At 70.2% G+C, this 20,685-nt stretch carries 18 protein-coding genes; 6 read left to right on the top strand and 12 right to left on the bottom strand.

Features of this window, described 5'->3' with window-relative positions:
* Positions 1 to 13 precede the first annotated feature (13 nt).
* The 5 genes from VH914_12665 to VH914_12645 form a co-directional block, all read right to left on the bottom strand.
* Entirely contained in the window at positions 14 to 1,123 is a 1,110-nt protein-coding gene (locus VH914_12665; protein HEX4492052.1) for a nitronate monooxygenase family protein, read from the bottom strand.
* 90 nt (positions 1,124 to 1,213) lie between these two features.
* Positions 1,214 to 2,212, bottom strand: coding sequence for a cyclase family protein (locus VH914_12660; protein ID HEX4492051.1), 999 nt, complete (start codon positions 2,210 to 2,212; stop codon positions 1,214 to 1,216).
* A 1-nt stretch (position 2,213) separates the two neighbouring features.
* Positions 2,214 to 3,026 (bottom strand): glucose 1-dehydrogenase, encoded by an 813-nt coding sequence (locus VH914_12655; GenBank protein HEX4492050.1) that lies wholly within the window; start codon positions 3,024 to 3,026, stop codon positions 2,214 to 2,216.
* Between the two features lie 51 nt (positions 3,027 to 3,077).
* A complete protein-coding gene (locus VH914_12650) occupies positions 3,078 to 3,611 on the bottom strand; it encodes a PadR family transcriptional regulator (protein ID HEX4492049.1) in 534 nt (177 codons plus the stop codon).
* 63 nt (positions 3,612 to 3,674) lie between these two features.
* A complete protein-coding gene (locus VH914_12645) occupies positions 3,675 to 4,229 on the bottom strand; it encodes a helix-turn-helix transcriptional regulator (GenBank protein ID HEX4492048.1) in 555 nt (184 codons plus the stop codon).
* 58 nt (positions 4,230 to 4,287) lie between these two features.
* Here VH914_12645 and VH914_12640 point away from each other — a divergent pair, with 58 nt between their 5' ends.
* On the top strand, positions 4,288 to 5,046 hold the full coding sequence (locus VH914_12640) for a phytanoyl-CoA dioxygenase family protein (GenBank protein HEX4492047.1): 759 nt from the start codon (positions 4,288 to 4,290) through the stop codon (positions 5,044 to 5,046).
* A 51-nt stretch (positions 5,047 to 5,097) separates the two neighbouring features.
* A complete protein-coding gene (locus VH914_12635; protein HEX4492046.1) occupies positions 5,098 to 7,248 on the top strand; it encodes a PQQ-binding-like beta-propeller repeat protein in 2,151 nt (716 codons plus the stop codon).
* Between the two features lie 23 nt (positions 7,249 to 7,271).
* Here VH914_12635 and VH914_12630 read toward each other — a convergent pair whose 3' ends face one another.
* From VH914_12630 to VH914_12620, 3 genes are all read right to left on the bottom strand, one after another.
* Entirely contained in the window at positions 7,272 to 7,682 is a 411-nt protein-coding gene (locus VH914_12630) for a hypothetical protein (protein HEX4492045.1), read from the bottom strand.
* 63 nt (positions 7,683 to 7,745) lie between these two features.
* Positions 7,746 to 9,005, bottom strand: coding sequence for a chloride channel protein (locus VH914_12625; protein ID HEX4492044.1), 1,260 nt, complete (start codon positions 9,003 to 9,005; stop codon positions 7,746 to 7,748).
* A gap of 82 nt (positions 9,006 to 9,087) precedes the next feature.
* Entirely contained in the window at positions 9,088 to 12,255 is a 3,168-nt protein-coding gene (locus VH914_12620; protein HEX4492043.1) for a Calx-beta domain-containing protein, read from the bottom strand.
* 104 nt (positions 12,256 to 12,359) lie between these two features.
* Between VH914_12620 and VH914_12615 the strand changes: the two genes are divergently transcribed.
* Positions 12,360 to 12,983, top strand: coding sequence for a dienelactone hydrolase family protein (locus VH914_12615; protein ID HEX4492042.1), 624 nt, complete (start codon positions 12,360 to 12,362; stop codon positions 12,981 to 12,983).
* 20 nt (positions 12,984 to 13,003) lie between these two features.
* Here the strand turns inward: VH914_12615 and VH914_12610 are convergent, their stop codons facing one another.
* The 3 genes from VH914_12610 to VH914_12600 all read right to left on the bottom strand — a co-directional run bounded on the left by VH914_12610 (position 13,004) and on the right by VH914_12600 (position 16,906).
* Positions 13,004 to 13,465 (bottom strand): VOC family protein, encoded by a 462-nt coding sequence (locus VH914_12610; protein ID HEX4492041.1) that lies wholly within the window; start codon positions 13,463 to 13,465, stop codon positions 13,004 to 13,006.
* A 59-nt stretch (positions 13,466 to 13,524) separates the two neighbouring features.
* A complete protein-coding gene (locus tag VH914_12605; protein ID HEX4492040.1) occupies positions 13,525 to 14,496 on the bottom strand; it encodes an NADPH:quinone oxidoreductase family protein in 972 nt (323 codons plus the stop codon).
* Between the two features lie 97 nt (positions 14,497 to 14,593).
* Complete coding sequence (locus VH914_12600; GenBank protein ID HEX4492039.1) at positions 14,594 to 16,906, bottom strand: [protein-PII] uridylyltransferase; 2,313 nt, start codon at positions 16,904 to 16,906, stop codon at positions 14,594 to 14,596.
* A 200-nt stretch (positions 16,907 to 17,106) separates the two neighbouring features.
* Between VH914_12600 and VH914_12595 the strand changes: the two genes are divergently transcribed.
* The 3 genes from VH914_12595 (at position 17,107) to VH914_12585 (ending at position 20,035) form a co-directional block, all read left to right on the top strand.
* Positions 17,107 to 18,696: an ammonium transporter gene (locus VH914_12595; GenBank protein ID HEX4492038.1), complete on the top strand. Its 1,590-nt coding sequence runs from the start codon at positions 17,107 to 17,109 to the stop codon at positions 18,694 to 18,696.
* A gap of 10 nt (positions 18,697 to 18,706) precedes the next feature.
* Entirely contained in the window at positions 18,707 to 19,048 is a 342-nt protein-coding gene (locus VH914_12590; protein HEX4492037.1) for a P-II family nitrogen regulator, read from the top strand.
* Positions 19,049 to 19,123: 75 nt separating this feature from the next.
* Positions 19,124 to 20,035 carry a cation diffusion facilitator family transporter gene (locus tag VH914_12585; GenBank protein HEX4492036.1) on the top strand — a complete coding sequence of 304 codons (912 nt, stop codon included), beginning with the start codon at positions 19,124 to 19,126 and terminating at the stop codon, positions 20,033 to 20,035.
* A gap of 63 nt (positions 20,036 to 20,098) precedes the next feature.
* Here VH914_12585 and VH914_12580 read toward each other — a convergent pair whose 3' ends face one another.
* A complete protein-coding gene (locus tag VH914_12580) occupies positions 20,099 to 20,680 on the bottom strand; it encodes a TMEM165/GDT1 family protein (GenBank protein ID HEX4492035.1) in 582 nt (193 codons plus the stop codon).
* Between the last annotated feature and the right edge of the window lie 5 nt (positions 20,681 to 20,685).

Below are 20,685 nucleotides of genomic sequence, written 5' to 3'. Positions count from 1 at the left end.
CGCGACCGAAAGCTCAGTCGCCCGAGTCGTCACACATCTTCTGGGTCGTCTCGATCCACTCCTCGACGATGTCGTAGACGACGTCCTTCGCGGCGCGCACCTGGTTCATGCGCCCGACGATCTGCCCGACCGGCGACCCCGACAGCGGTCGCGACTGCGCGCGCATGAAGCGGTGCGCCGCGGGCGCATAGAGAATCCCCTGCAACGGCATCGGGAGCGGGTCGGGCGCGTCCGCTCGTTCCCACGCTGCGGTCCACTCGGTCTTCAGCTGGCGCGCGGGCTTGCCCGTCATCGAGCGCGAGCGCACGGTGTCGCCGAAGCCTGCCGCGAGCAGATTCTCGATGACCCACGGCTCGGTGTCGGACTCCGCAACCGTGAGCCAGATCGAGCCGGTCCACGCGCCCTGCGCGCCGAGCGCGATCGCCGCGGCCATCTGCCGGCCGCGGCCGATGCCGCCGGCGGCGAGCACGGGAACGTCGGGTCCGACCGTGTCGACGATCTCGGGGACGAGCACCATCGTCGAGATCTCGCCGGTGTGCCCGCCGGCTTCGGTGCCCTGGGCGATGATCACGTCGACGCCGCGCTCGAGGTTGCGTTGCGCGTGCCGAGTCGCTCCCGAGAGCGCGCCGACGAGCACACCCTTCGCGTGCGCGGCCTCGACCGCGTACTCCGGCGGCGGACCGAGCGCGTTCACGAGCATCGACACCGGGTGCCGCAGCGCGATCTCGACCTGGCCCGGGCCTTCCAGCTCGACACCGAGACCCGCGGCCTTCATCACGCCGTCGACGCCCTCCGGCAACGGCGGCACGTCGAACTCGGCGAGCACCTGCTCGACGTACTCCCGGTGCGCGACGGGGACCATCGACTCGAGCGAGGCGAAATCGAAGTCCTCGCCCTTGCCGACGAACTTCTCCGGCATCGCGAAGTCGACGCCGTACGGCTTGCCCTTCACGTGCTCGTCGATCCACGTCAGCTCGATCTCGAGCTGGTCGGGACTGAAGGCGAGCGCACCGAGCACGCCGTAGCCGCCCGCGTTCGTGACCGCGGCGACGACATCGCGGCAGTGTGAGAAGGCGAACAGTGGGAACTCGATCCCGAGCCGGTCGCAGATGGGTGTTCTCAACGCGTCTCCCTTATTTTCATGGTCGCATGCTCGCTCGATTCGGCACGGAAGCTCGCGTTCCGTCCTCGAGCCGAACGCTCACCGGCTCCGTTATTTCATGACGATCGGATTGAGCGGCGATCCGCTGCCGCCGACGACGGGCAGCGGCGCCGCGACGAAGAACCCTTCGTGCACGCCGTCGGTCGCGCAGTCCTGCGCCAGCTCGCGCAGGTCGAACAGCTCGCCGACGAGCAGACCGAGGTCGCGCAGCGCGGCGACGTGCCACGTGAGGAACGGCGCGCCGTTCTCGGCCGGCACGACCTGGCACGCGGCGGTGTCGGTCGCGATCATCGCGACGTCGTGATCGTGCAGCCACGGGATCGCGCGCATCGAGATGCCGGGCTCGTGGCGCGTCCGCGCGTCGGGATCGCTCGCGCGCAGGTTGCGCTTCCACTCGAGATGCCCGGTGTGCACGAGCACGATGTCGCCGGCGCGCACGTCGACACCGTGCGCCGCGGCCGCGCCGTCGAGCTCGTCGGGTCCGATCCCGAATCCGACCTCCACGTGCTCGACACCGAGATGGCGGGCGACGTCGAGCACGACGGCGCGGCCCACGATCCCCGACGCGAGCTTGTGGATGCCGAGCCGCTGCGCGCGGCTCGACGCGGTGACGAGCCCGGCCCAGTAGCCGTTGTAGAGGGTGCCGTCGCCGCCGACGTGACCGAAGCCGTCGATCTGCGTCGATGCCTGCAACGCCATCACGATGTAGTCGTCCGACGTCGGGAACGCCGCTCCCCCGCGCCCGCCGCCGAGCACCGCGTCTCCCGCGGCCATCCCGTAGAAGTGCAGCGGCTCGGAGCGGTAGCCGCCCGGAGTCGGCAATCCGATCGGCAGCGCGAGCGAGAACCGCTTGCCGGTCTTCACGAGCGCGGCCGCGGCCGCGACGCGCTCGGCGGAGAGGAGGTTGGCCGTGCCGATCTGGTCGTTGTCGCCCCAACGTCTCCAGTTGTTGGGCTCGCCGGGCGTCGCGCCGACGACCTTGCCTTCGGTGTCGACGCGATAGTCGGGCGGCTCCCAACCTGCGAACGCGCCGTCGGGGATGTCGCGCACGTCAGCCCTTCCGCTCGAGCTCGCGGTCGGTCGCGTAGGTCGGCGTGTGCGCGGTGAAGCCGCCGTCGACGCGCAGAGTCTCGCCGGTGATGAACGCCGCGTCCTCGGACGCGAGGAAGACGACCGCAGCCGCGACCTCCTCGGGATAGCCGAGCCGGCCGATGAGATGACTCGTCGTGTAGCGGCGCAGGCGGTCGCTCATCGGGCCGCCGAGCGCGTCCTGCGCTTCGCGCGCGACGACGACGCCGGGTGCGACCGCATTGCAGCGGATCCCGCGCTCGCCGTATGCGGTCGCGACGTTCCGCGTGAGCGCGACGAGGCCGGCCTTCGAGGTGCTGTACGCGAGCAACGACGTGCCGCCGTAGTACGCGGCCGCGGACGCGGTGTTCACGATCGCGCCGCGGCCGCGTTCGAGCATCGCGGGGATCGCGAACCGGCAGCCGAGCAACGCGCCGGTGAGGTTGACGTCGAGCACGCGGTGCCACGTGTCGAGGTCCATGGTCACGACGTCCTGGTCGCGCGCGTTCTGGTCGAGGGCGGCCGCGTTGTTGTGCAGCACGTCGAGCCCGCCGAACGCGGTGACCGTGTCGTGCACCATCGCCGCGACCGCGTCGACATCGGCGACGTCGACGGCCTGCGCGCGCGCACTGCCGCCCGCCTCGGCGATCTCCGTGACGACCTGTTCCGCGGCCTCGAACCGCAGGTCGGCGACGGTCACCGCCGCGCCTTCCGACGCCAGCCGCCGCGCCGTGGCGCGCCCGATCCCCGATCCGCCGCCGGTGACGATGGCGACCTTGCCCGCGAACCTGCTCACGCAGCCCCCGCTTCCGTCATCTCGATGCGGGCGGAGCGTACGCGCGAGCGGTCAGGACGTGTCCGCTTGGGCCCGGAGGAAGCGCCGGACCGCGAGCGCCTGCTCGCGGCGCCAGCTGCCGAGCACCGCGTCGAAGCCACCGTGCGACCCCCGGCGCGTGACGGCCGCCAACACGGGCTCGAGGCGGTCGAGCTGACGGTCGATGAGGGCGGACGAATCGCGCCCCGCGCGCTCCCGCAGCGCGAGCTTCACGAGCAGCGTGCTCCGCACCTCCCGCACGTGGTCGACGGGCTCGTCGAGCCACCACCGCAGCGCGGCGCGCCCCGCGCGCGTCGCCCGCACGATCGTGCGGCGCGGCCCGCGCGCGCCCTCGACCTCGCCGCACTCCTCGATGAGACCCCCGACGGTCAGCGTCGCGAGCGCGCGGTAGACGAGCGGGCGCGACACGGTCCAGATGCGACCGATCGCGCCCTCGGGCGCGAGCTCCTGCACGACCGGCCAACCGTGCGTCGGGCGCTCGGCGACGACACCGAGCACGGTCCACTCGGTCAGCGAGAGCTCGGCCCGATGGGCTCGCGACACCACGCGCGTGAACGTATCGCTTCGACCGCGAGCCGGCTGATCCGAGTCGTCGGCCGCCTCGAGGCGTCAGTCGCGGCGAGCGGAGCGCGCGCGCCCGGAAAGCTCCGCCGGCAGCGACGCGAGCCATTCGAGGGACGCCTCCTCGTACGCGATGCCGAACTGCACCACCGCGCGCACGTGAGGGTCGCCGTGGACGAGTTGCCCCTCGACCGCGCGGTACTCCGCGAGGCGGGACTCGTGCATCTCCCGATGGCTCGCGACGAAACCGGCGACGGTCGCGTCATCGAGGTGCTCCGCGAACCAGAGCGACACGAGCAACGGGATGCGGATCTGCTCCGGACCCGGGTCCTGTGCGATCCAGGTCGCGAAGGCGGTTCGTCCGCGCGCGGTGATCTCGTACGGACGCCGAGCGCGGGTGCCCCGCTCGCGCGCGCGGATGAGGCCGCGGTCCTCGAGCGTCTTGAGCTCCCGGTACACGTGGCTCGACGTGACGTTCCAGAACCGGGCCAGGCCCGCGGCCGCCTCCTGGAGCAGGTCCCAGCCCGTCTTCTGGCCACGGTGCAGGAACCCGAGCAGCGCGCCTTGGGTCGCGTTCAGATCCGGGGTCGACGGTCGCGTCATTGACATTCCCCTAGGGAGGGTTAGGCTCCACCAGCATATTCCCTTGGGGAAGGTTGCGATGGACACCGCGGACGAGATCTCCGAGCGCCTCGCCGACATCGGCTGGGCGGTCGTGGACGACGCGCTCGAGCCCGACGCGCTCGCACGGGCCCGCGCCGAGCTCGCCGACATCATCGCGTCGACCCCGTTCGGCCGGGACGACTTCGAAGGCCACCGCACCCGGCGCGTCTACGCCCTGTTCGCCAAGACGCGCGCGTTCGACGGCGCGGCGACGCATCCGCTCGTGCTGTCGGTGCTCGACCGCGTACTCCACCACTACCAGCTGAGCGCGCCGACAGGCATCGAGATCGGTCCCGGCGAGGTCGACCAACCGCTGCACCCCGACGACGCGATCTATCCGATCCCGCGGCCGCACGCGGAGCTGGTCGTCAACGTCATGTGGCCGCTCGACGACTTCACTGTCGACAACGGCGCGACGCGCATCGTCGACGGCAGCCATCGTTGGACCGACCGCTTTCCCACTCCGGACGACGCGGTCACGGCCGTCACGCTGCCCGCGGGTGCCGCGCTGCTCTACCTCGGCAGCCTGTGGCACGGCGGCGGCGCGAATCACACTCCGCAATCGCGAACGGGTGTCGTGTTGCACTACGCCGTGTCGTGGCTGCGGCCGGTCGAGAACCACGTCCTCGCGGTGCCGCCGGCCGTCGTCGCGACGCTGCCGGAACGGCTGCAGGAGCTGCTCGGCTACAACATCTCACCGCCGTTCATCGGCTACGTCGACGGCCGCCACCCCCGCACCACGCTCACCCGGGTCTGATCCGACCGAGCCCGTTTGCGGCCCGATCACGCCCGGGCACACTGAACTCCGATGACCCGCCGCCCGGGGCTCACGCGTGCCGTCGTGCTCGCAGCTGCGCTCTTGACCGTGTTCGCGAACGCGAGCGTCGCGCAGGCCGCGAGCACGTGGCCGCAGTACCACGGCAACGCGCAGCACACCGGCGTCGACACGACCGCGCCCGCGCTGCTTCCCGCGCACCACGCGTGGACGACGGGACTCGACCAGAACGTCTACGCCCAACCGGTCGTCTTCGCGGGTCGCGTCATCACGGCGACCGAGAACGACACCGTGTACGCGCTCGACGCGCACGACGGACACATCCTCTGGCGCAATCACGTCGGCACCCCGGTGACCGGCGTCGTCGCGCAGGTCGGCTGCGGTGACATCGATCCGCTCGGCATCACATCGACGCCGGTGGTCGACACCGCGCGTCACGAGGTGTTCGTCGTCGCCGCGAACCAGGACGCGAACCGCGTCATTCACCATCAGCTCGTCGCGCTCGACGTCTACACGGGCAACGTCGTGCTGTCGGTGAACGTCGACCCGCCGAGCACCGCACAGAACCCGCTCTACATCCAGCAGCGCGCGGGACTCGTACTCGGCAACGGGCGCGTGTACGTCGGCTTCGGCGGCTACGCCGGTGACTGCGGTCCGTATCACGGTTGGGTCGTGTCGGTCACCGAGTCCGGCGCGGGCAAGGTGTCGTTCGACCCGACGCCGCACACGGGTCTCGGCGCGATCTGGGCGACGAACGGACCGTCGATCGACGGGTCCGGCAATGTCTATGTCGCGACCGGCAACCCGAACGCGGTCACGGGCACGGGCGACTACGGCGAGAGCGTCCTCAAGCTCGATCCCACGCTGCACCGGATCGCCAACTTCTCGGGCACGAACGCAGTCGACGACGAGGACCTCGGCTCGTCGGGTCCATCGCTCGTCGGCAACAACATGATCTTCGAGGTCGGCAAGCAGCACGTCGGCTACCTGCTGTCGACGACCAACCTCGCGGAGCTCGACTCGCTGACGGTCTGCACGGGCAACGCGCTCGGCGGCACCGCGTTCGACGGCAGTCATCTCTTCGTCCCGTGTCAGGAGCGCGTGCGCGAGGTGAACATCGATGCCGGGCACCACTCGGCGGCGCTCGGATGGGCCGGGCCGGCAGTGAGCACCGCGGGCCCGCCGATCCTCGCGGGCGGCGCGCTGTGGTCGGTCGCGTGGCCGGGCGGCACGATGTACGCGCTGAACCCCGCGACCGGCGGAACGCTCGCGACATACGCGCTCGGCGCGGTGCCGCACTTCGCGTCACCGTCGAGCGCGCTCGGCCTCCTCCTCATCGGAACCGACGCGGGCGTGACCGCATACGCGGGACCGCAGGGCGTTCCCCCGCCGGCGCCGCCTGCGCCGTTGCCGTCGACGTGCAAGCAGCAGTCGAGTCACACCGGCTATTGGCTCGTCGCGCGGGACGGCGGGATCTTCTCGTTCGGCGGCGCGCCGTTCTGCGGCTCGACCGGCAACCTCCCGCTCAACCGTCCGATCGTGGGCATGGCGGGCACGGGTGGCCCCGGCTACTGGCTGGTCGCGTCGGACGGCGGGATCTTCGCGTTCAACCGGCCGTTCGAGGGCTCGACGGGCGACCTGCGTCTCGCGGCGCCGATCGTCGGAATGGCATCGACGCCGAGCAATGCGGGCTATTGGCTCGTCGCTTCGGACGGCGGCATCTTCTCGTTCGGTGATGCGGTCTTCCGAGGCTCGACCGGCGCGATGAGGCTCGCGGCGCCGATCGTCGGCATGGCCCGCACACCGAGCGGCCACGGCTACTGGCTCGTCGCATCCGACGGCGGCATCTTCAGCTTCGGCGACGCCGCCTTCCACGGATCAACGGGCGCGCTGCACCTGCACGCACCGATCGTCGGCATGGAACGGACGCCAAGTGGCCACGGCTACTGGCTCGTCGCATCCGACGGCGGCATCTTCTCCTTCGGCGACGCGACGTTCCGCGGCTCGACCGGCGCGATCAAGCTCGCGGCGCCGATCGTCGGCATGGCCCGCACACCGAGCGGCCACGGCTACTGGCTCGCCGCCTCGGACGGCGGCATCTTCTCCTTCGGCGACGCGACGTTCCGCGGCTCCACGGGCGCGACGAAGCTCGCCGAGCCCGTCGTCGGGATGGCGCGCGACTGACGCGCGACTGACGCGCGTCGGGTTCAGCGCCCGCGCGTGATTCCCGCCTCGCGCAGCAGGTCGGCGGAGACACCGATCTCGCGCCACGTCGCGTGCTCGATGCCCTTCGCCTCGCCGTACGCGCGCGCATGCTTCACGAACGCGCGCTGCAACCGATCGAGATCGGGCGCGGAGTCGCGCTCCATGACGCGCAACTCGGTCTCGAGATTCTTGCGTTCTTGCAACAACTGCAGCGCGGTGAGCGAGCCGGCGGTCTCGTACTGCGCGTCGATCGTCGCGATTCGTTTCGCGATCGACTCGGGCGTCCGTTTGCGACCCCGCTTGGGCCGGTTCGCCTCCAACGCCTCCAAATAGGCGCGCACCGCATTCGCCTGCTCGCGACCCTTCGCAAGCGCGGCTTTGTGCGCGACCGACATCTTCCTCGCAGGTGGCACGGGAATCCCTTCGTCGCCCTGGCTGGATTTACCAGACTAGAAGGGTGAGCGCTTCGATGGCATTCATGTCGCTTTCGGTCGCACCTGATAGGTCGTGACCGACACATCGCCCATCACGAGCTCGGCGACCACGGCCGCGATGAGACCGGGCACGACGAAACCGGGCCGGCCGGTCGCCTCGGCGACGAACATCACCGCCGCGAGCGGGACGCGGTAGCCGGCGCCGAGGAACGCGGCGATCCCGACGACGAGGAACAGCGACGTGTCGGCCTGGCCGAGCGCGCCCGCGAACGCGCGCCCGAGCAAGGCGCCCGCGACGACGAGCGGCACGAACAGCCCGCCGACGCCGCCGCCCGCGACCGTCGCGCCGGTCGCGAGACATCGCAGCACGAGCACCGCGAGGAGTAACGCGATCCCGTGTTTCGGATCGAGCGCCCAGGTGACGACCGAATAGCCCGGCGTGAGCACGAGCGACTGTCCGGTCAACCCGCGGCCGATCGCGAAGAGCACCGCAATCGACGCGCCCGCGCCGACGACCCCGACCACGGGATTCGCGCCGGCCGCGAAGTCCTTCGCGCGATGCAGCAACCAGGCGAACGCGCGGGCGCAGAGCGCGGCGGCAAGCCCGAGCGCGGCCGCACCCGTGAGATCGACGAACGAGAACGGCGGCGCACCGTGGATCGGAAAGAGGGGCACCGTGCCGTTGATCGCCACGAGGCCGAGGTAGCCGGTGGCGCCACCGACGAGCGCGGGCAGCAGCGTTCGCCGCGCGAGGTCCTCTTGATAGGGGACCTCGATCGCGAAGATCGCGCCGGTCGCCGGCGCCTTGAAGATCGCGGCGATGCCCGCGGCCGCGCCCGCGACGAGGAGCACATTGCGGTCCATCGATCGCAGGCGCGTGCCGAAACGCTGTTGCACGAGCGAGCCGAAGGTCGCGCCGATGTAGATCGACGGGCCCTCGAGCCCCATCGCGCCACCACTTCCGAGCGTCGCGACCGCACCGACGACGCGATGCACGAGATCAGCGAGACGGAGCGGCCGGCCGTCGTGGAACGAGCCGATGTACTCGTCGGCCGTCGCCGGCGTGACGCCGTGGCCCACGCGTCGCAGCCACAGCGTCGCGACCGCGAGGCCGAGACCGGGCGTGACCGCGAGGAGCCAGAGTGGGAAGTGTGCGACCCCGCGGTCGAAGACGACGTTCACCGTCAGCCGTTCGAAGCCGGCGACCGCGAGACCGGTGACGACTCCGACCAGGGCGGCGACCACCACCTGCTCGCGCGAGCGCGCGACGAGGCGCCGAATCCGGCTGCCGACGTCGCTCATGGTTCGAACCTACCCCGGCGCACACACCAAGCCGATGCTTCGAGGGAGCGCGCGCCGACGCGACGCGCTCCCGATGGGCGGGTCAGAAGTGGCGTACTCCGCCGGCTCCGGTGGACGGGCGGGCCGCGTCGACGATGCGCGCGCTCGAAGCCGCGATCGCGACCGTCTCGTCGACATGCCGGATCAGTCCGTACGCGCCGTAGTCGTCGGCGGCAAGCTCGGCGTTCGTTGCGCCGGTGAACTGCACGAGGAAGCGCCCGTCGCGTGCGACTTGCGGACCACCGACGACGGGAACCGCGAAGGTGCTCGTCGTCGTGCCGGCGGGGATCACGAACGATCCGCGCGCCGCGGTGCGGTCCTGCTCCACGTCGCTCGTTGCGTAGTCGACGGTGACCGGTCGTCCGCTCGGCGCGGTCAGTCCCACTTGGAAAACGGCGCGACCGTCGCGTCCCGAGACGATCGCATCGTCGAGCAGCGCGACCGTCGGCGCCCAGTCGTCGTTGGCGATCGTCGCGGTCGCGCTCGAAGTGCTCGGCGCCAGCGTGGCGTCGACGGGGTTCGAGAGCGTCAGCGTGAAGTGCTCGTCGGGCTCGTCGAGCGCGTCACCGAACACGGGGACGCGCACGAGTGCGCGCGTCGCGCCGGCAGGGACGACAACGGTTCCCGACGTCGGTCGATAGTCGGTGTTCGCGATCGCGCTTCCGTCGTGCGTCGCGTACGCGATCGCGATCTCGCGGTTGACGCGTCTCGACACGCGCACCGTGAAGGTTGCGTCGCGAACGCCGGAGTTGCCTTCGGTCACCACGGGTCCGCGTTCGAGGCTCACGGTCGGCCGGGTGCCCGCGAGCAACGGGCCGGCGATGAGCGGCGCCGCCGGCGGCGCGGGGTCGTCGTCGCGAATTGTGCCGACCGCCGAGGTTGATGCGAGCCGGGCGTCGCCCGCCGACTCGAGGCGCAGCGACATCGTCTGGTTCGGTTCCGGCTGCGCGTCACCGACGACCGCGACGTCGGCGTCGGCTTCGGTCTGACCCGCCGCGAACGTCACCGTCCCGCCGGTCGTGGTGTAGTCCTGACCTTCCGCCGCGGTTCCTGCGACGGTACGGAACCGCACGACGATCGGCGTCCCGCTCGGCGCGCTCAATCGCACCGGGAAACGCAGCTCGGTGCCGGGACCGTCGCCCTCCACGACGCTCGCACCGCCGACCGACACCGCGGGCGCGCGGTCGTCGTCGAGGATCGTGCCGGTTCCGCTGCCGTCCCCGATGGTCACGCCGTCGGGTTGATACACGCGTAGCTCGAATGTCTCCGGGCTCTCGTGGACCGAGTCGTCGACGACCGGCACGCTCACGATCGCCGTCGTCGCGCCCGCCGCGAACTTCACGGTTCCCGAAGTGGCCGCGAAGTCGTCCGGCGACTGCGCGGTCCCGTCGTCGGTTCGGTAGTCGACCGAGACCGGACCCGCGGCCGGACGATCGAGCGTGATCTTGAAGCGCGCGGCGCGTTTCGCCGCGGGCGCCGATTCCTTCACGCGCACGTCGTTCACGCTCACCGCCGGAACCGACGCGCTCACGGTGAACGCGCGCCGCGCCGGACTCTTGTCGCGTTTGCCGACGGTCGCCGCGACGCTGAACACGTAGTGGCCGGGCGACAAGGGTCCGACCGTCGTCGCCTGCCCGTCGCACCCGGTCCACTTGCCGCTTCCCGCATCGCTCGAGAGGCGACAGCGGTACCGCGCGGTCCGGGCCGGTGCGAAGTACGTGAACGTCTGCGATCCGGGCGCGACGATGCCCGACGGCCCGGTCACGATGGTGGTGTCGAGCGGCGTGCCGTCGCGAAGGGCGCGGAGCTGCTTCGAGAGCGATTGCTCGCGCGCCGCCCACCTTCGATCGCCTGCGTGGTTCACGAGCTCGTAGGGATCGTCGGCGAGGTCGTAGAGCTCCTTCTCACCGGTCGCGTACTCGACGTACTTCGCGTCGCTCGTCACCACGCCGACGAACGCCGGCACGCCTCCGCCGTTGATGTCCGGGGCGGCGCTCGAGCCGTGCCCCTTCGTCCAGCACGCGGTGCCCGCGCGCGCCTGGCAGTACTCGAGGAGCACGCTGTCGCGCACCTGCTGCGCAGTGCCCGAGAGCAGCGGCAGGAGCGACTGCCCGTCGGCGTGCCAGTCGATCCCGGCCTGCGCCGCGATCGTCGGCGCGATGTCGATGTTCTCCACGAGCGCTTGACTCACGGCCGGATTCGAAGTCGAGTGCACCATCGGGTCGCGCACGACCATCGGCACGCGCACCGACTCCTCGTACGGAACGATCTTCTCGGCGACCCGGCGGTGCTCTCCGTACATGAAGCCGTTGTCGGAGATGTAGACGACGATCGTGTTGTCGGCGCGGGGACCGAGCGCCGTGAGGATGTTCCCGACGGCATCGTCGAGACCACGGCTGCTGCGGTACATGTCCGCGTAGTTCGAGTCGAGGTGCGCGATCTCCGCCTTTCGTAGCGGACCGCGCTGCATGTACTGCGGCTTGCCGTCGTGCTCGGTGTCTTCGTCGAAGCTCGGCGGTCGGTATTTCGGAACCGGGAGGTTGTCGAAGCGGTCGTCGTCGGCCGGGAGATGCGGGTCCTTCGGCGAGTAGATCGCGAAGAACGGTTCGTCGGCGGGCGTCGTGTCGATGAAGTGCTGGACGTAGTTGCCGAGAATGTCGGGCGCGTATCCGGTGAACTTCGTCTCGCGCCCGTTGACGTCGATGTACGGGTTCTTCTCGGCCGAGTGGCCGCGCCCGTAGCAATACGCCTCGTCGAACTGCGACAGGTCTTCGTACCGGCACGGCTGGCTGTTCAGGTACTTGCCCGCGAGCAAGGTGCGGTAGCCCTGATCGTGGAACGCCTGCACGATGTTCGGACGCGTCAGCACATCGAGGTTCTTCGCGACGCCGCTGTCGGTCGCGTTCAGGCCGGTGAACATCTGGGCGCGCGACGGGCAGCACAACGACGTGTCGACGTAGGTGCGGTCGAACAGCACTCCTTGGTCGACCAACTGCGAGAACACGTGCGGCATCACCGTGCGGTCGAACGTCGAACCGGTCTGGTCGTCGGCGACCAGCAACAGGACGTTCGGATGACTGTTGGGCGCCGCGACCCGCGCCGGCGACGCCGACGTCGACGGCATGCGCCCGGTCGCGATCACGCAGACCGATGCGACCGCCAAGCCGACCGCGAGCGCCCGCCGCACCGACCCGCGCTGTGAGTTGTGCATCGTCCCCGCCCCCACAACGCTCCGCCCGAATACGACGGACCGTAGCACCGCGGCCACAAATCGTCACAATGTCGGTGAGGGCCGCCCCTGGCAGCATGGGCACCGTGACCGACCTCGCACTCCCGTACTTCCTCGCCCGCCCCGCGGTGGATCCACCGTGGCCGGGCGTCGTCGTCATCCACGAGGGCAACGGCATCAGCGCGCAGCTGTTGCGCGTCTGTCAGCGGCTGGCGACCGCGGGCTACGCCGCGATCGCGCCGGACCTGTTCTTCCGCGCCGGCGGGAGCGAGGCGGGCGACTTCGCGACGCTGATGGGCTCGATGCGACCCGAGCAGGTGCGCGCCGACCTCGACGGCGCGGCCGCGACCTTGCGCGCGCTCGGCGCGGACTGCGTGGGCGTGACCGGCTTCTGCATGGGCGGGCTGCTCACCTACCGCAGCGCGCTCGAGGGCGACACGTTCGCGGCGGCGGTCGGCTTCTACGGTGCGCGCATCGCGCAGGAGCTCGGCACCCCGCGCTGCCCGACGCTGCTCCTGTTCGGCGGGCGCGATCCGTACATCCCCGAGGCCGACATCGCGGCCGTCGTCGCGCACCATCCGGAGACCGTCGTGTACCCCGAGGCGACGCACGGCTTCATGCGCGACGGATCCGAGAGCTACGACGAGGCCGCGGCGACCGACGCGTGGGCGCGCCTGCTCGGACACTTCGCGCAGCACCTGCAGAGCTGAACGGCGGAGTCGCCGAACCGCTACAGGCGCAGCTCGCGGCCCGGCGCGCCGATCAGCGCGGGCTCGTTCACCCAGTCGACACCGGCCACGTCGATGTAGAGCTCGATCTCGTTGCCGTCGGGATCGAGGATGTACAGGCTGTGCGTCACCGTGTGATCGGTCGCGCCGACGATCGTGGTGCCGGTCTCGCGCAGACGCGCGACTGCGGCGCGCAGGTCGTCGTCGGTGTCGCCGACCTTGAGACCGAAGTGATACAGGCCGACGTGGCGCCCCTGCGGCAACGCCTGCGCGTCCTCGCCGACCTCGATCAGGAGCAGCTCGTGGTGCGTGCGGCCCGACGAGAACGCGGCCGCCGGGAAGCCGACCGAGCGGCCGCCCTCGGGGAGGATCTGCCGCCACCCGAGCACGTCGCGGTAGAAGGTCGCCGACCGATCGAGGTTGCGCACGTAGAGGACGAGGTGACCGAGCTCTTTGACTTCCATCGGGCCGCTCCCTTCGAGTCCGGCCTCCAACGGGCCGGCACCGCGCGCCATTCCCGAGGCTACGGCGTGATCACCATCTTCCCGACAATGCGTCGCTCGGCGAGATCGGTGAGCACGCGACCCGTGTCCGCGAGCGGCGCCGACGCGGGCTCGACCGGATGGAGGTCGCCGTGCGCGGCGAGCGCGAAGAGCTCGGCTTCGAGCTCCTCCTGCTCCTCGCGGTTGCGCATCGCCCAACCGCCCCAATCGACACCGACCACCGTGCGGTTGTTCAGCAGCACCTGGTTCAAGGGCAGCGTCGGGATCGTTCCCGACGCGAATCCGACGACGAGGTAACGACCGCCGGGTTTCAGCGCGCGCAGCGCGGGCTCCGCGTGCGTGCCACCGACGATGTCGACGACGAGATCGACGCCACCGTCGGAGAGCTCCCGCGCGCGCGTCTTCAGGTCTTCTTCCTCGTACGCGATGGTCGCGAACGCGCCCTGCGCCTGCGCGCCCGCAAGCTTCTCCTGCGTCGACGCCGCCGCGATCGCGCGCAGGCCGAACGCGCGCCCGAGGTCGATGGTCGCGAGACCGATGCCGCCACCCGCGCCGAGCACGAGCATGGTCTCGCCTTCGCGCAGCGTCGTGCGGCGCCGGAACGCGAACAACATCGTCTCGTAGCTCTGCACGAATGTCGCGGCCTGACCGAACGTCATCGAATCGGGCACCGCGCGCAACGCACGCGCGTCGACCTCGGCGAGCTCCGCGAACGCGTTCATGCCGGTCGTCGCGGTGACGCGGTCGCCGACCGACCAGCCGGTCACCCCTTCTCCGATCGCGGTGATCTCGCCCGCCAGCTCGGTACCGGGCGTGAACGGTGGCGGGAGCTTGATCTGGTACTTGCCCTGCACGAGGAGCGCGTCGACGAAATTCACACCCGCGGCGCGCACCGCGACGACGACCTTCCCGCCGCGCGCCTCGGGCGCGTCGACCTCCTCGATCTCCACCCGGTCAGGAGGTCCGAGCTCACGGCACACGACTCGACGCATGGCCGGCACTCTAGGAGCCGTCACACGGTCGCATGCTTGCTCGGCTCGTCACGGCGCGAGCGACGAGCCGCTCTGACCGCGCACCTGCTCCGGGCCCTCAAACACTCAGGTTGTGCACGATCGCGCGCTCGATCTCCGCGCTCGTGTCGGCGTCGGTGACCTTCCGGCCGTGGCGGTCGACGACGTAGAACGCGTCGACGACCTGTGCGCCGAGCGTCTGCACGCGCGCCGATCGGATGTCGACGTCGAGCTCGGCGAGCGCGCGCGTGATGCGATACAGCACGCCGATGCCGTCGCTCGCGTGCACGTCGATGACGGTCGCGGCGAGCGACGCGTCGTTGTCGAACTTCACCGTGGCGGTGCGCGGCCGCCACGCGGTTGCGCGCTGACGGCCCGCGTACGCGCGCGCCCGATCGGCGACGCGCGCTTGCAGCGCGAGGCGGCCATCGAAGGCGCGCAGCAGGTCGCGTTCGACGCGGTCCCACGGCGCCGCGTCGCGCACCGGATCGTTCACGTGGAACTCGGCGAGCGCGCGCCCGTCGTCGGTCGAGTGCGCGGACGCGGAGACGACGTCGAGGCCGTGCAGCGCGAGGACTCCCGACACCTTGCTGAAGACGCCCGCGCGGTCGTCGGTCATCACCGTGAGCACGTCGCCCGCGGCTTCGATCACGGTGCCCGCTCGCGCGAGCTGCGCGAGGTGCAATTCGCTCGGAAAAACGGGCACGATGATGCCCGCGGGCTCGCCGCCCTCGAGCACGTGCGTCACCCGCTCGACGAGCAGCGCGACGAGCTGCGCCTTGGCCGGACCCCACGCCGCCGGACCGGTCGCGAGCGAGTCGGCTTCGGTGAGCGCAGCCAACAGCTGGAGCGCGCCCACCGACGAGACCTGCTCGGCGACCCGCGCCGAGGTCGCGGGGTCGTCGAGGTCGCGTCGCAGCGCGACCTCCGACAGCAGGAGATGGTTGTGCACGAGCTCGGCGAGCACGTCGACATCGGTTGGCTCGAAGCCGAGGCGCACACCGACGGTGTGCGCGAGCTCGACGCCGACTTCGGTGTGATCGCGCGTGTCGACCTTGCCGAGGTCGTGCAGGAGCGCGGCGACCACCAGGAGGTCGGGACGTTCGACGCGACCCGCGAACGACGCCGCGCGCGCCACGGTCTCGAGCAGGTGCCGGTCGACCGTGTAGCGGTGATACGCGTTGCGCTGCGGACGCGACCGCACCGGCGCCCACTCGGGAAGGATCCGCACCCACAGGTCGCGGTGGTCGAAGGCCTCGATCACCGGGATCGCGGACGCGCCCGCGAGCAGCAGGCCGACGAACTGATCGCGCGCCGACCGCGGCCACGGATCGGGCAATGTGTGCGCTTCCGCGACGAAGCGATCGAGCGACATGCGGTCGATCACCGCTCCCGAACGCGCCGCGGTCGCCGCCGCGCGCACGAGGAGCACCGGGTCCTCGGCCGGACGCGCCGACGGATCGAGGTGCACGTCGCCGTCGCGCATCACGAGGCCGTCGCTGAGCGGCCGGTTGCGGCGGCCCACCCGTCCGAGCGGGCCGCGGGGCGTGCGGAGCCACGACCTCACGCGCCGCCACGCGTCGTCGCTCGTCCAGGCGATCGAGCGGGCGGCCGACGCGATGTGCGCCATGAAGACGTCGGCGTCGTCGAAGCCGAGAGCCGCCGCGACCGCATCCTGCTCCTGCAGCGCGAGGACGTTGCTCGGTCGGCCGGTACGACGGTGCAGCTCCACGCGCGCGTCGAGGAGCACCTCGTAGGCCGCGTGCATCGCGACCGCGTCGTGCTCGAACAGCACCTCACGCGCCATCTCGGCCCACTGCAACGCGTGCACGTCGCGCAGGCCACCGCGCCCTTCCTTGAGGTCGGGCTCGAGCATGAACGCGACTTCACCCGCTTGCGCGTGACGCGAATCGACGCGGTCGGCGAGCTCGGTCAGCCACTTGCGCGACTTCTGCTCCCATTGCCGCTTCGCCTTCGACGCGAGGTCGTCGGTGAGCGTGGAGTCGCCGGCGAGGTGGCGCGTGCTGAGCAACGCGGTCGCGGAGTCCATGTCGCTCTCGGCGAGCGTCAGCGCTTCGCGCACCGTGCTCACGCTGTGCCCGAGCTTCAGTCCTGTGTCCCAGATCGGGTACCAGACCCGTTCGGCGATGGCCGCGATGTCGCGCCGGCCCGCGTGCACGAGCATGACGTCGAGATCGCTCTGCGGGCAGAGCTCGGAACGCCCGTACCCGCCGATCGCGACGAGCGCGCAGCCGTCGCCGACGCCGGTCTCGGCGACCGCGCGCTCGAACAACGACGTCAGCCACTGATCGATGAGCGCGCTGTGACGCGCGCACCACCGGGATCCGGTCAGCGTGTCGTCGGCCAGCAGCGGACCCCGCTCGAGCTGCACCGCGCCAACGGTACGAGATTGGGACGCGAACCGCGCTCGCAAGACTCGTACCCGCAAGGACGGGCGGGTCGCTTCGCGGCCCGTCCGAGTCGATCCCATCCGGCGTCAGGAGCGCGCGACAGAAAGAGGTCAGAAAGCCGCAGCGATCCGTTCACAGTCCCAACACGGATGCGAAATCCCGGCTTCTTACCTTCACGGCCATGTTCACACGCCTGAAGCGACTCAAGAACAAGGACAACCGAAGGCTCATCGGGACCCTGCTCGCCGGCAAGATGACGGCGGTCGTGATCCTGCTCGGCCTGATGAAGGGCGCGGATTGGTATTTCAACTCCGCGGCGGGGGCAGCGACGGGCGTGGTGCAACATCACGCCAACGACTTCGTCAGCCCGATCAACACGGTCTGGGTGTTGGTGACCGCGTTCCTGGTCTTCTTCATGCAGGCCGGGTTCATGGGCCTCGAAGCCGGATTCGCACGATCACGCGAGACGGTGAACGTCCTCATGGAGTGCGTGTTCGACACGTGCCTGTGCGGGCTCCTGTACTGGTCGATCGGCTTCGCGTTCCAGTTCGGTGTCGGCAACGGCTTCATCGGACACCAGTACTTCTTCCTGCACGGCATGACGGCCGGGTACGGCACCACGGGCGTCGCGTTCCTGGCGTTCTGGCTGTTCCAGTTCGCCTTCGCCGACACGGCATCGACCGTGACGTCGGGCGCGATGGTCGGCCGCACCGGCTTCAAGGGCGACATCCTCTACAGCATCTGCGTCTCGGGCTTCATCTACCCGATCTTCGGCCACTGGGTCTGGGGTCCCGGCGGCTGGCTCGAGAACTCCGGCGGCATGATCCTCAAGCACATGGGCGACGGCGTCTTCTTCCGTGACTTCGCCGGCTCCACCGTGGTGCATACCGTCGGCGGCGCGGTCGCACTGGCCGGCGCGATCATCCTCGGCCCTCGCCTCGGTCGCACGTTCAAGCGCGACGGTGGCGGCCCAATGCCGGCGCACGACCTCACGTGGGGTGCGATCGGCGGCGTGATCCTGTGGTTCGGCTGGTACGGGTTCAACCCGGGTTCGACGCTGTCGGCGATGGACTGGGAAGGCATCGGCCGGGTGTCGATGAACACCACGATCGCGGCATGCGCCGGCGGCATGGTGGCGGTGCTGTTCGTGTACCCGATGACGAAGAAGTGGGACCTCGGCATCTCGGTGAACGGGTTCCTCGGCGGCCTGGTCGCCATCACCTGCCCGTGTTATTGGGTGTCGCCGTTCGGTGCCGTGATGATCGGCGCGGTCGCCGGCATCGTCGTGCCCCTCGGCATCAACTTCCTCGAGCACATGCGTATCGACGACCCGATCGGCGCGGTGCCGGTGCACATGTTCGCCGGTATCTGGGGAACGTTGAGCCTCGGGTTGTTCGCCACCGGGCAGTACGGCGTGCCGACACCCGACGGTGCCGATACGTCGACGACGGTGAAGGGCCTGTTCTACGGCGGCGGTGTGCACCAGCTCGGTGCGCAGTTGGTCGGCAGCATCACGTGCATCATCGTGGTGATGGGCGTCGCGCTGCTCATCATGCTCGGCATCAAACAGATCCGAGGCAGCTGGACCTTGCGCATCGACAAGGACGGCGAGCTCGAGGGTCTCGACATCGTCGAGCACGGCACACCGGCCTATCACGTCGAGTTCGGTTACGGCATGAGCTATACGACACCCACGGGAACGTCCGTGATCGGCGGTGGCGGGGCTCCCTCGTCGATCACCATCTCCGAGCCCGAACCCGAGAAGGTTTGAGGAGAGAACGATGGCGCATCTCGTGACCGCAATCATCAAACCGTTCAAGCTCGACGAGGTGAAGGAGGCGCTGCGCGGTGCCGGCGTGATCGGTCTCACCGTCAGCGAGATCCAGGGCTTCGGCCGGCAAGGCGGCAAGACCGAGGCCTTCCGAGGCAACGAGTACAAGGTCGAGTTCGTGCCCAAGGTGAAGATCGAGGTGCTCATCGACTCGACCGATGTCGACAAGGTGCTCGAGCTCATCGGAACGAGTGCACGCACCGGCAAGATCGGCGACGGGAAGATCTGGGCGGTGGCCGTCGATCGGCTCATGCGCGTCCGCACCGGCGAGCTCGGCGACGAGGCCTTGTAACCGCGAGCGAGAGCAATTCCCATTCGCACGTCCATCGGTAGGGAGCGTCCCCCGACTCCCTACCATGGGCGTGCGATGGAGCAGGCTGCGCGACTCCGAGTGGCGTTGGGTCTGAACCTCGCGCTCGTGGTCGCGCAGGTGATCGGCGGCCTGTTCACGCACTCGATCGGCCTCGTCGCCGACGCCGGCCACAACCTCACCGACGTCGCCGCGCTCGGGCTCGCGCTGCTCGCCGTGCACCTCGTCGAGCGTCCGAGCAACGAGCGCCGCAGCTTCGGCTACCACCGCAGCACGATCCTCGCCGCCCAGGCGAACGCCGCGGCGCTGATCGTCGTCACCGTGATCGTCGGGCTCGAAGCGATCCGCCGCCTCGTCCATCCGCACAGCATCCACGCGGGGCCCGTGATCGCGATCGCCGCGGGTGCAACCGTCTGCAATCTCATTGCCGCGCGCGTGCTCGACGACCACTCGCACGACCTCAACCTGCGCGGCGCGTGGCTGCACATGGTGGCCGACGCGCTGTCGTCGGCCGGCGTGGCGGTCGCCGCGGTGGTGATCGTCGCGACCGGCGGTCACGACTGGCTCGACGCGGCCGTGTCGCTCGTCATCGCAATCGTGATCGCCGTGCGCGCGGTACAACTCCTCGGCGCGACGACGAGCGTGTTGCTGGAGTCGACGCCGTCGGACGTCGACCCGGCGGCCGTGAGCACCGCGATCGCGGCCATGCCCGGCGTCGAGGCCGTGCACGACCTGCACGTGTGGAGCCTGTCGTCGGAATACCGAGCGCTGTCGGCGCACATCGTGCTCGACGGACAGCCGTCACTCGCCGACGCGCAGCAGCGGTCCGATGCGGTGAAGCAGATGCTCGCCGACGACTTCGGCATCGCGCACGCGACGCTCGAACCGGAAGCCGAGGTGTGCGGTCCCGGCGCCGACGAGCCCTGCGCACCGTCCTTCTGGTCGGGCTCGCACGCTCACCCGACGTGACGCGGGTGGGAGCAGCCGACGTCGCGTGCTCGCTGGGCTCGCCGCTCGACGGAGCCTGCCGCACTATCCCCGGATCGCGGAGACCGCGGTGATGATCGCGAGGACCATGAGGATCGCGGCCATGCCTCGGCGCAGCATCCTGACGTTCACCCAGCGCATGAGGCCCTGACCGCCGACGACTGCGATCAGCGCGACGCTCCAGAGCGCGAGCGTCGCGCCGAGCCCGACCGAGAGCGCCGAGTGGTAGTGCGCGGCGAGGTTGGCGGTCAGGATCTGCGTCAGGTCACCCCACTCGGCGACGAAGATCACCGCGAACGCGGTCGTCGCCACCTGACGGTGCGTCATGCTCTCGCGCTCGATGAGGTCGATCTCGTCGTCGCTGCTCTCGAGCAGCGCCCAGATCGCGCCGCCGAGGAACAGCGCGGCGACGACGGCTTCGAGCGCGCGGTGCGGCACGAGATGGAAGAGGCCGACACCGATCGTCGTCGCGATCACCACGTGCACGAGGAACGCGCTCGCCGCGCCGAGCCACACCGCGCGCGGATGCCCGCGCGTGCCGAGCACGAGCGACGCGAACATCGTCTTGTCGGGGAGCTCGCCGAGGAAGATCACCGGGAAGACGGCGAGCACGATCGACGGATGCACCGTCC

The organism is Acidimicrobiia bacterium, assembly GCA_036271555.1.
GTDB lineage: Bacteria > Actinomycetota > Acidimicrobiia > IMCC26256 > PALSA-610 > DATBAK01.
Note: the sequence above shows the minus strand (reverse complement) of the source record. Positions and strands in the feature narration are given on the sequence as shown.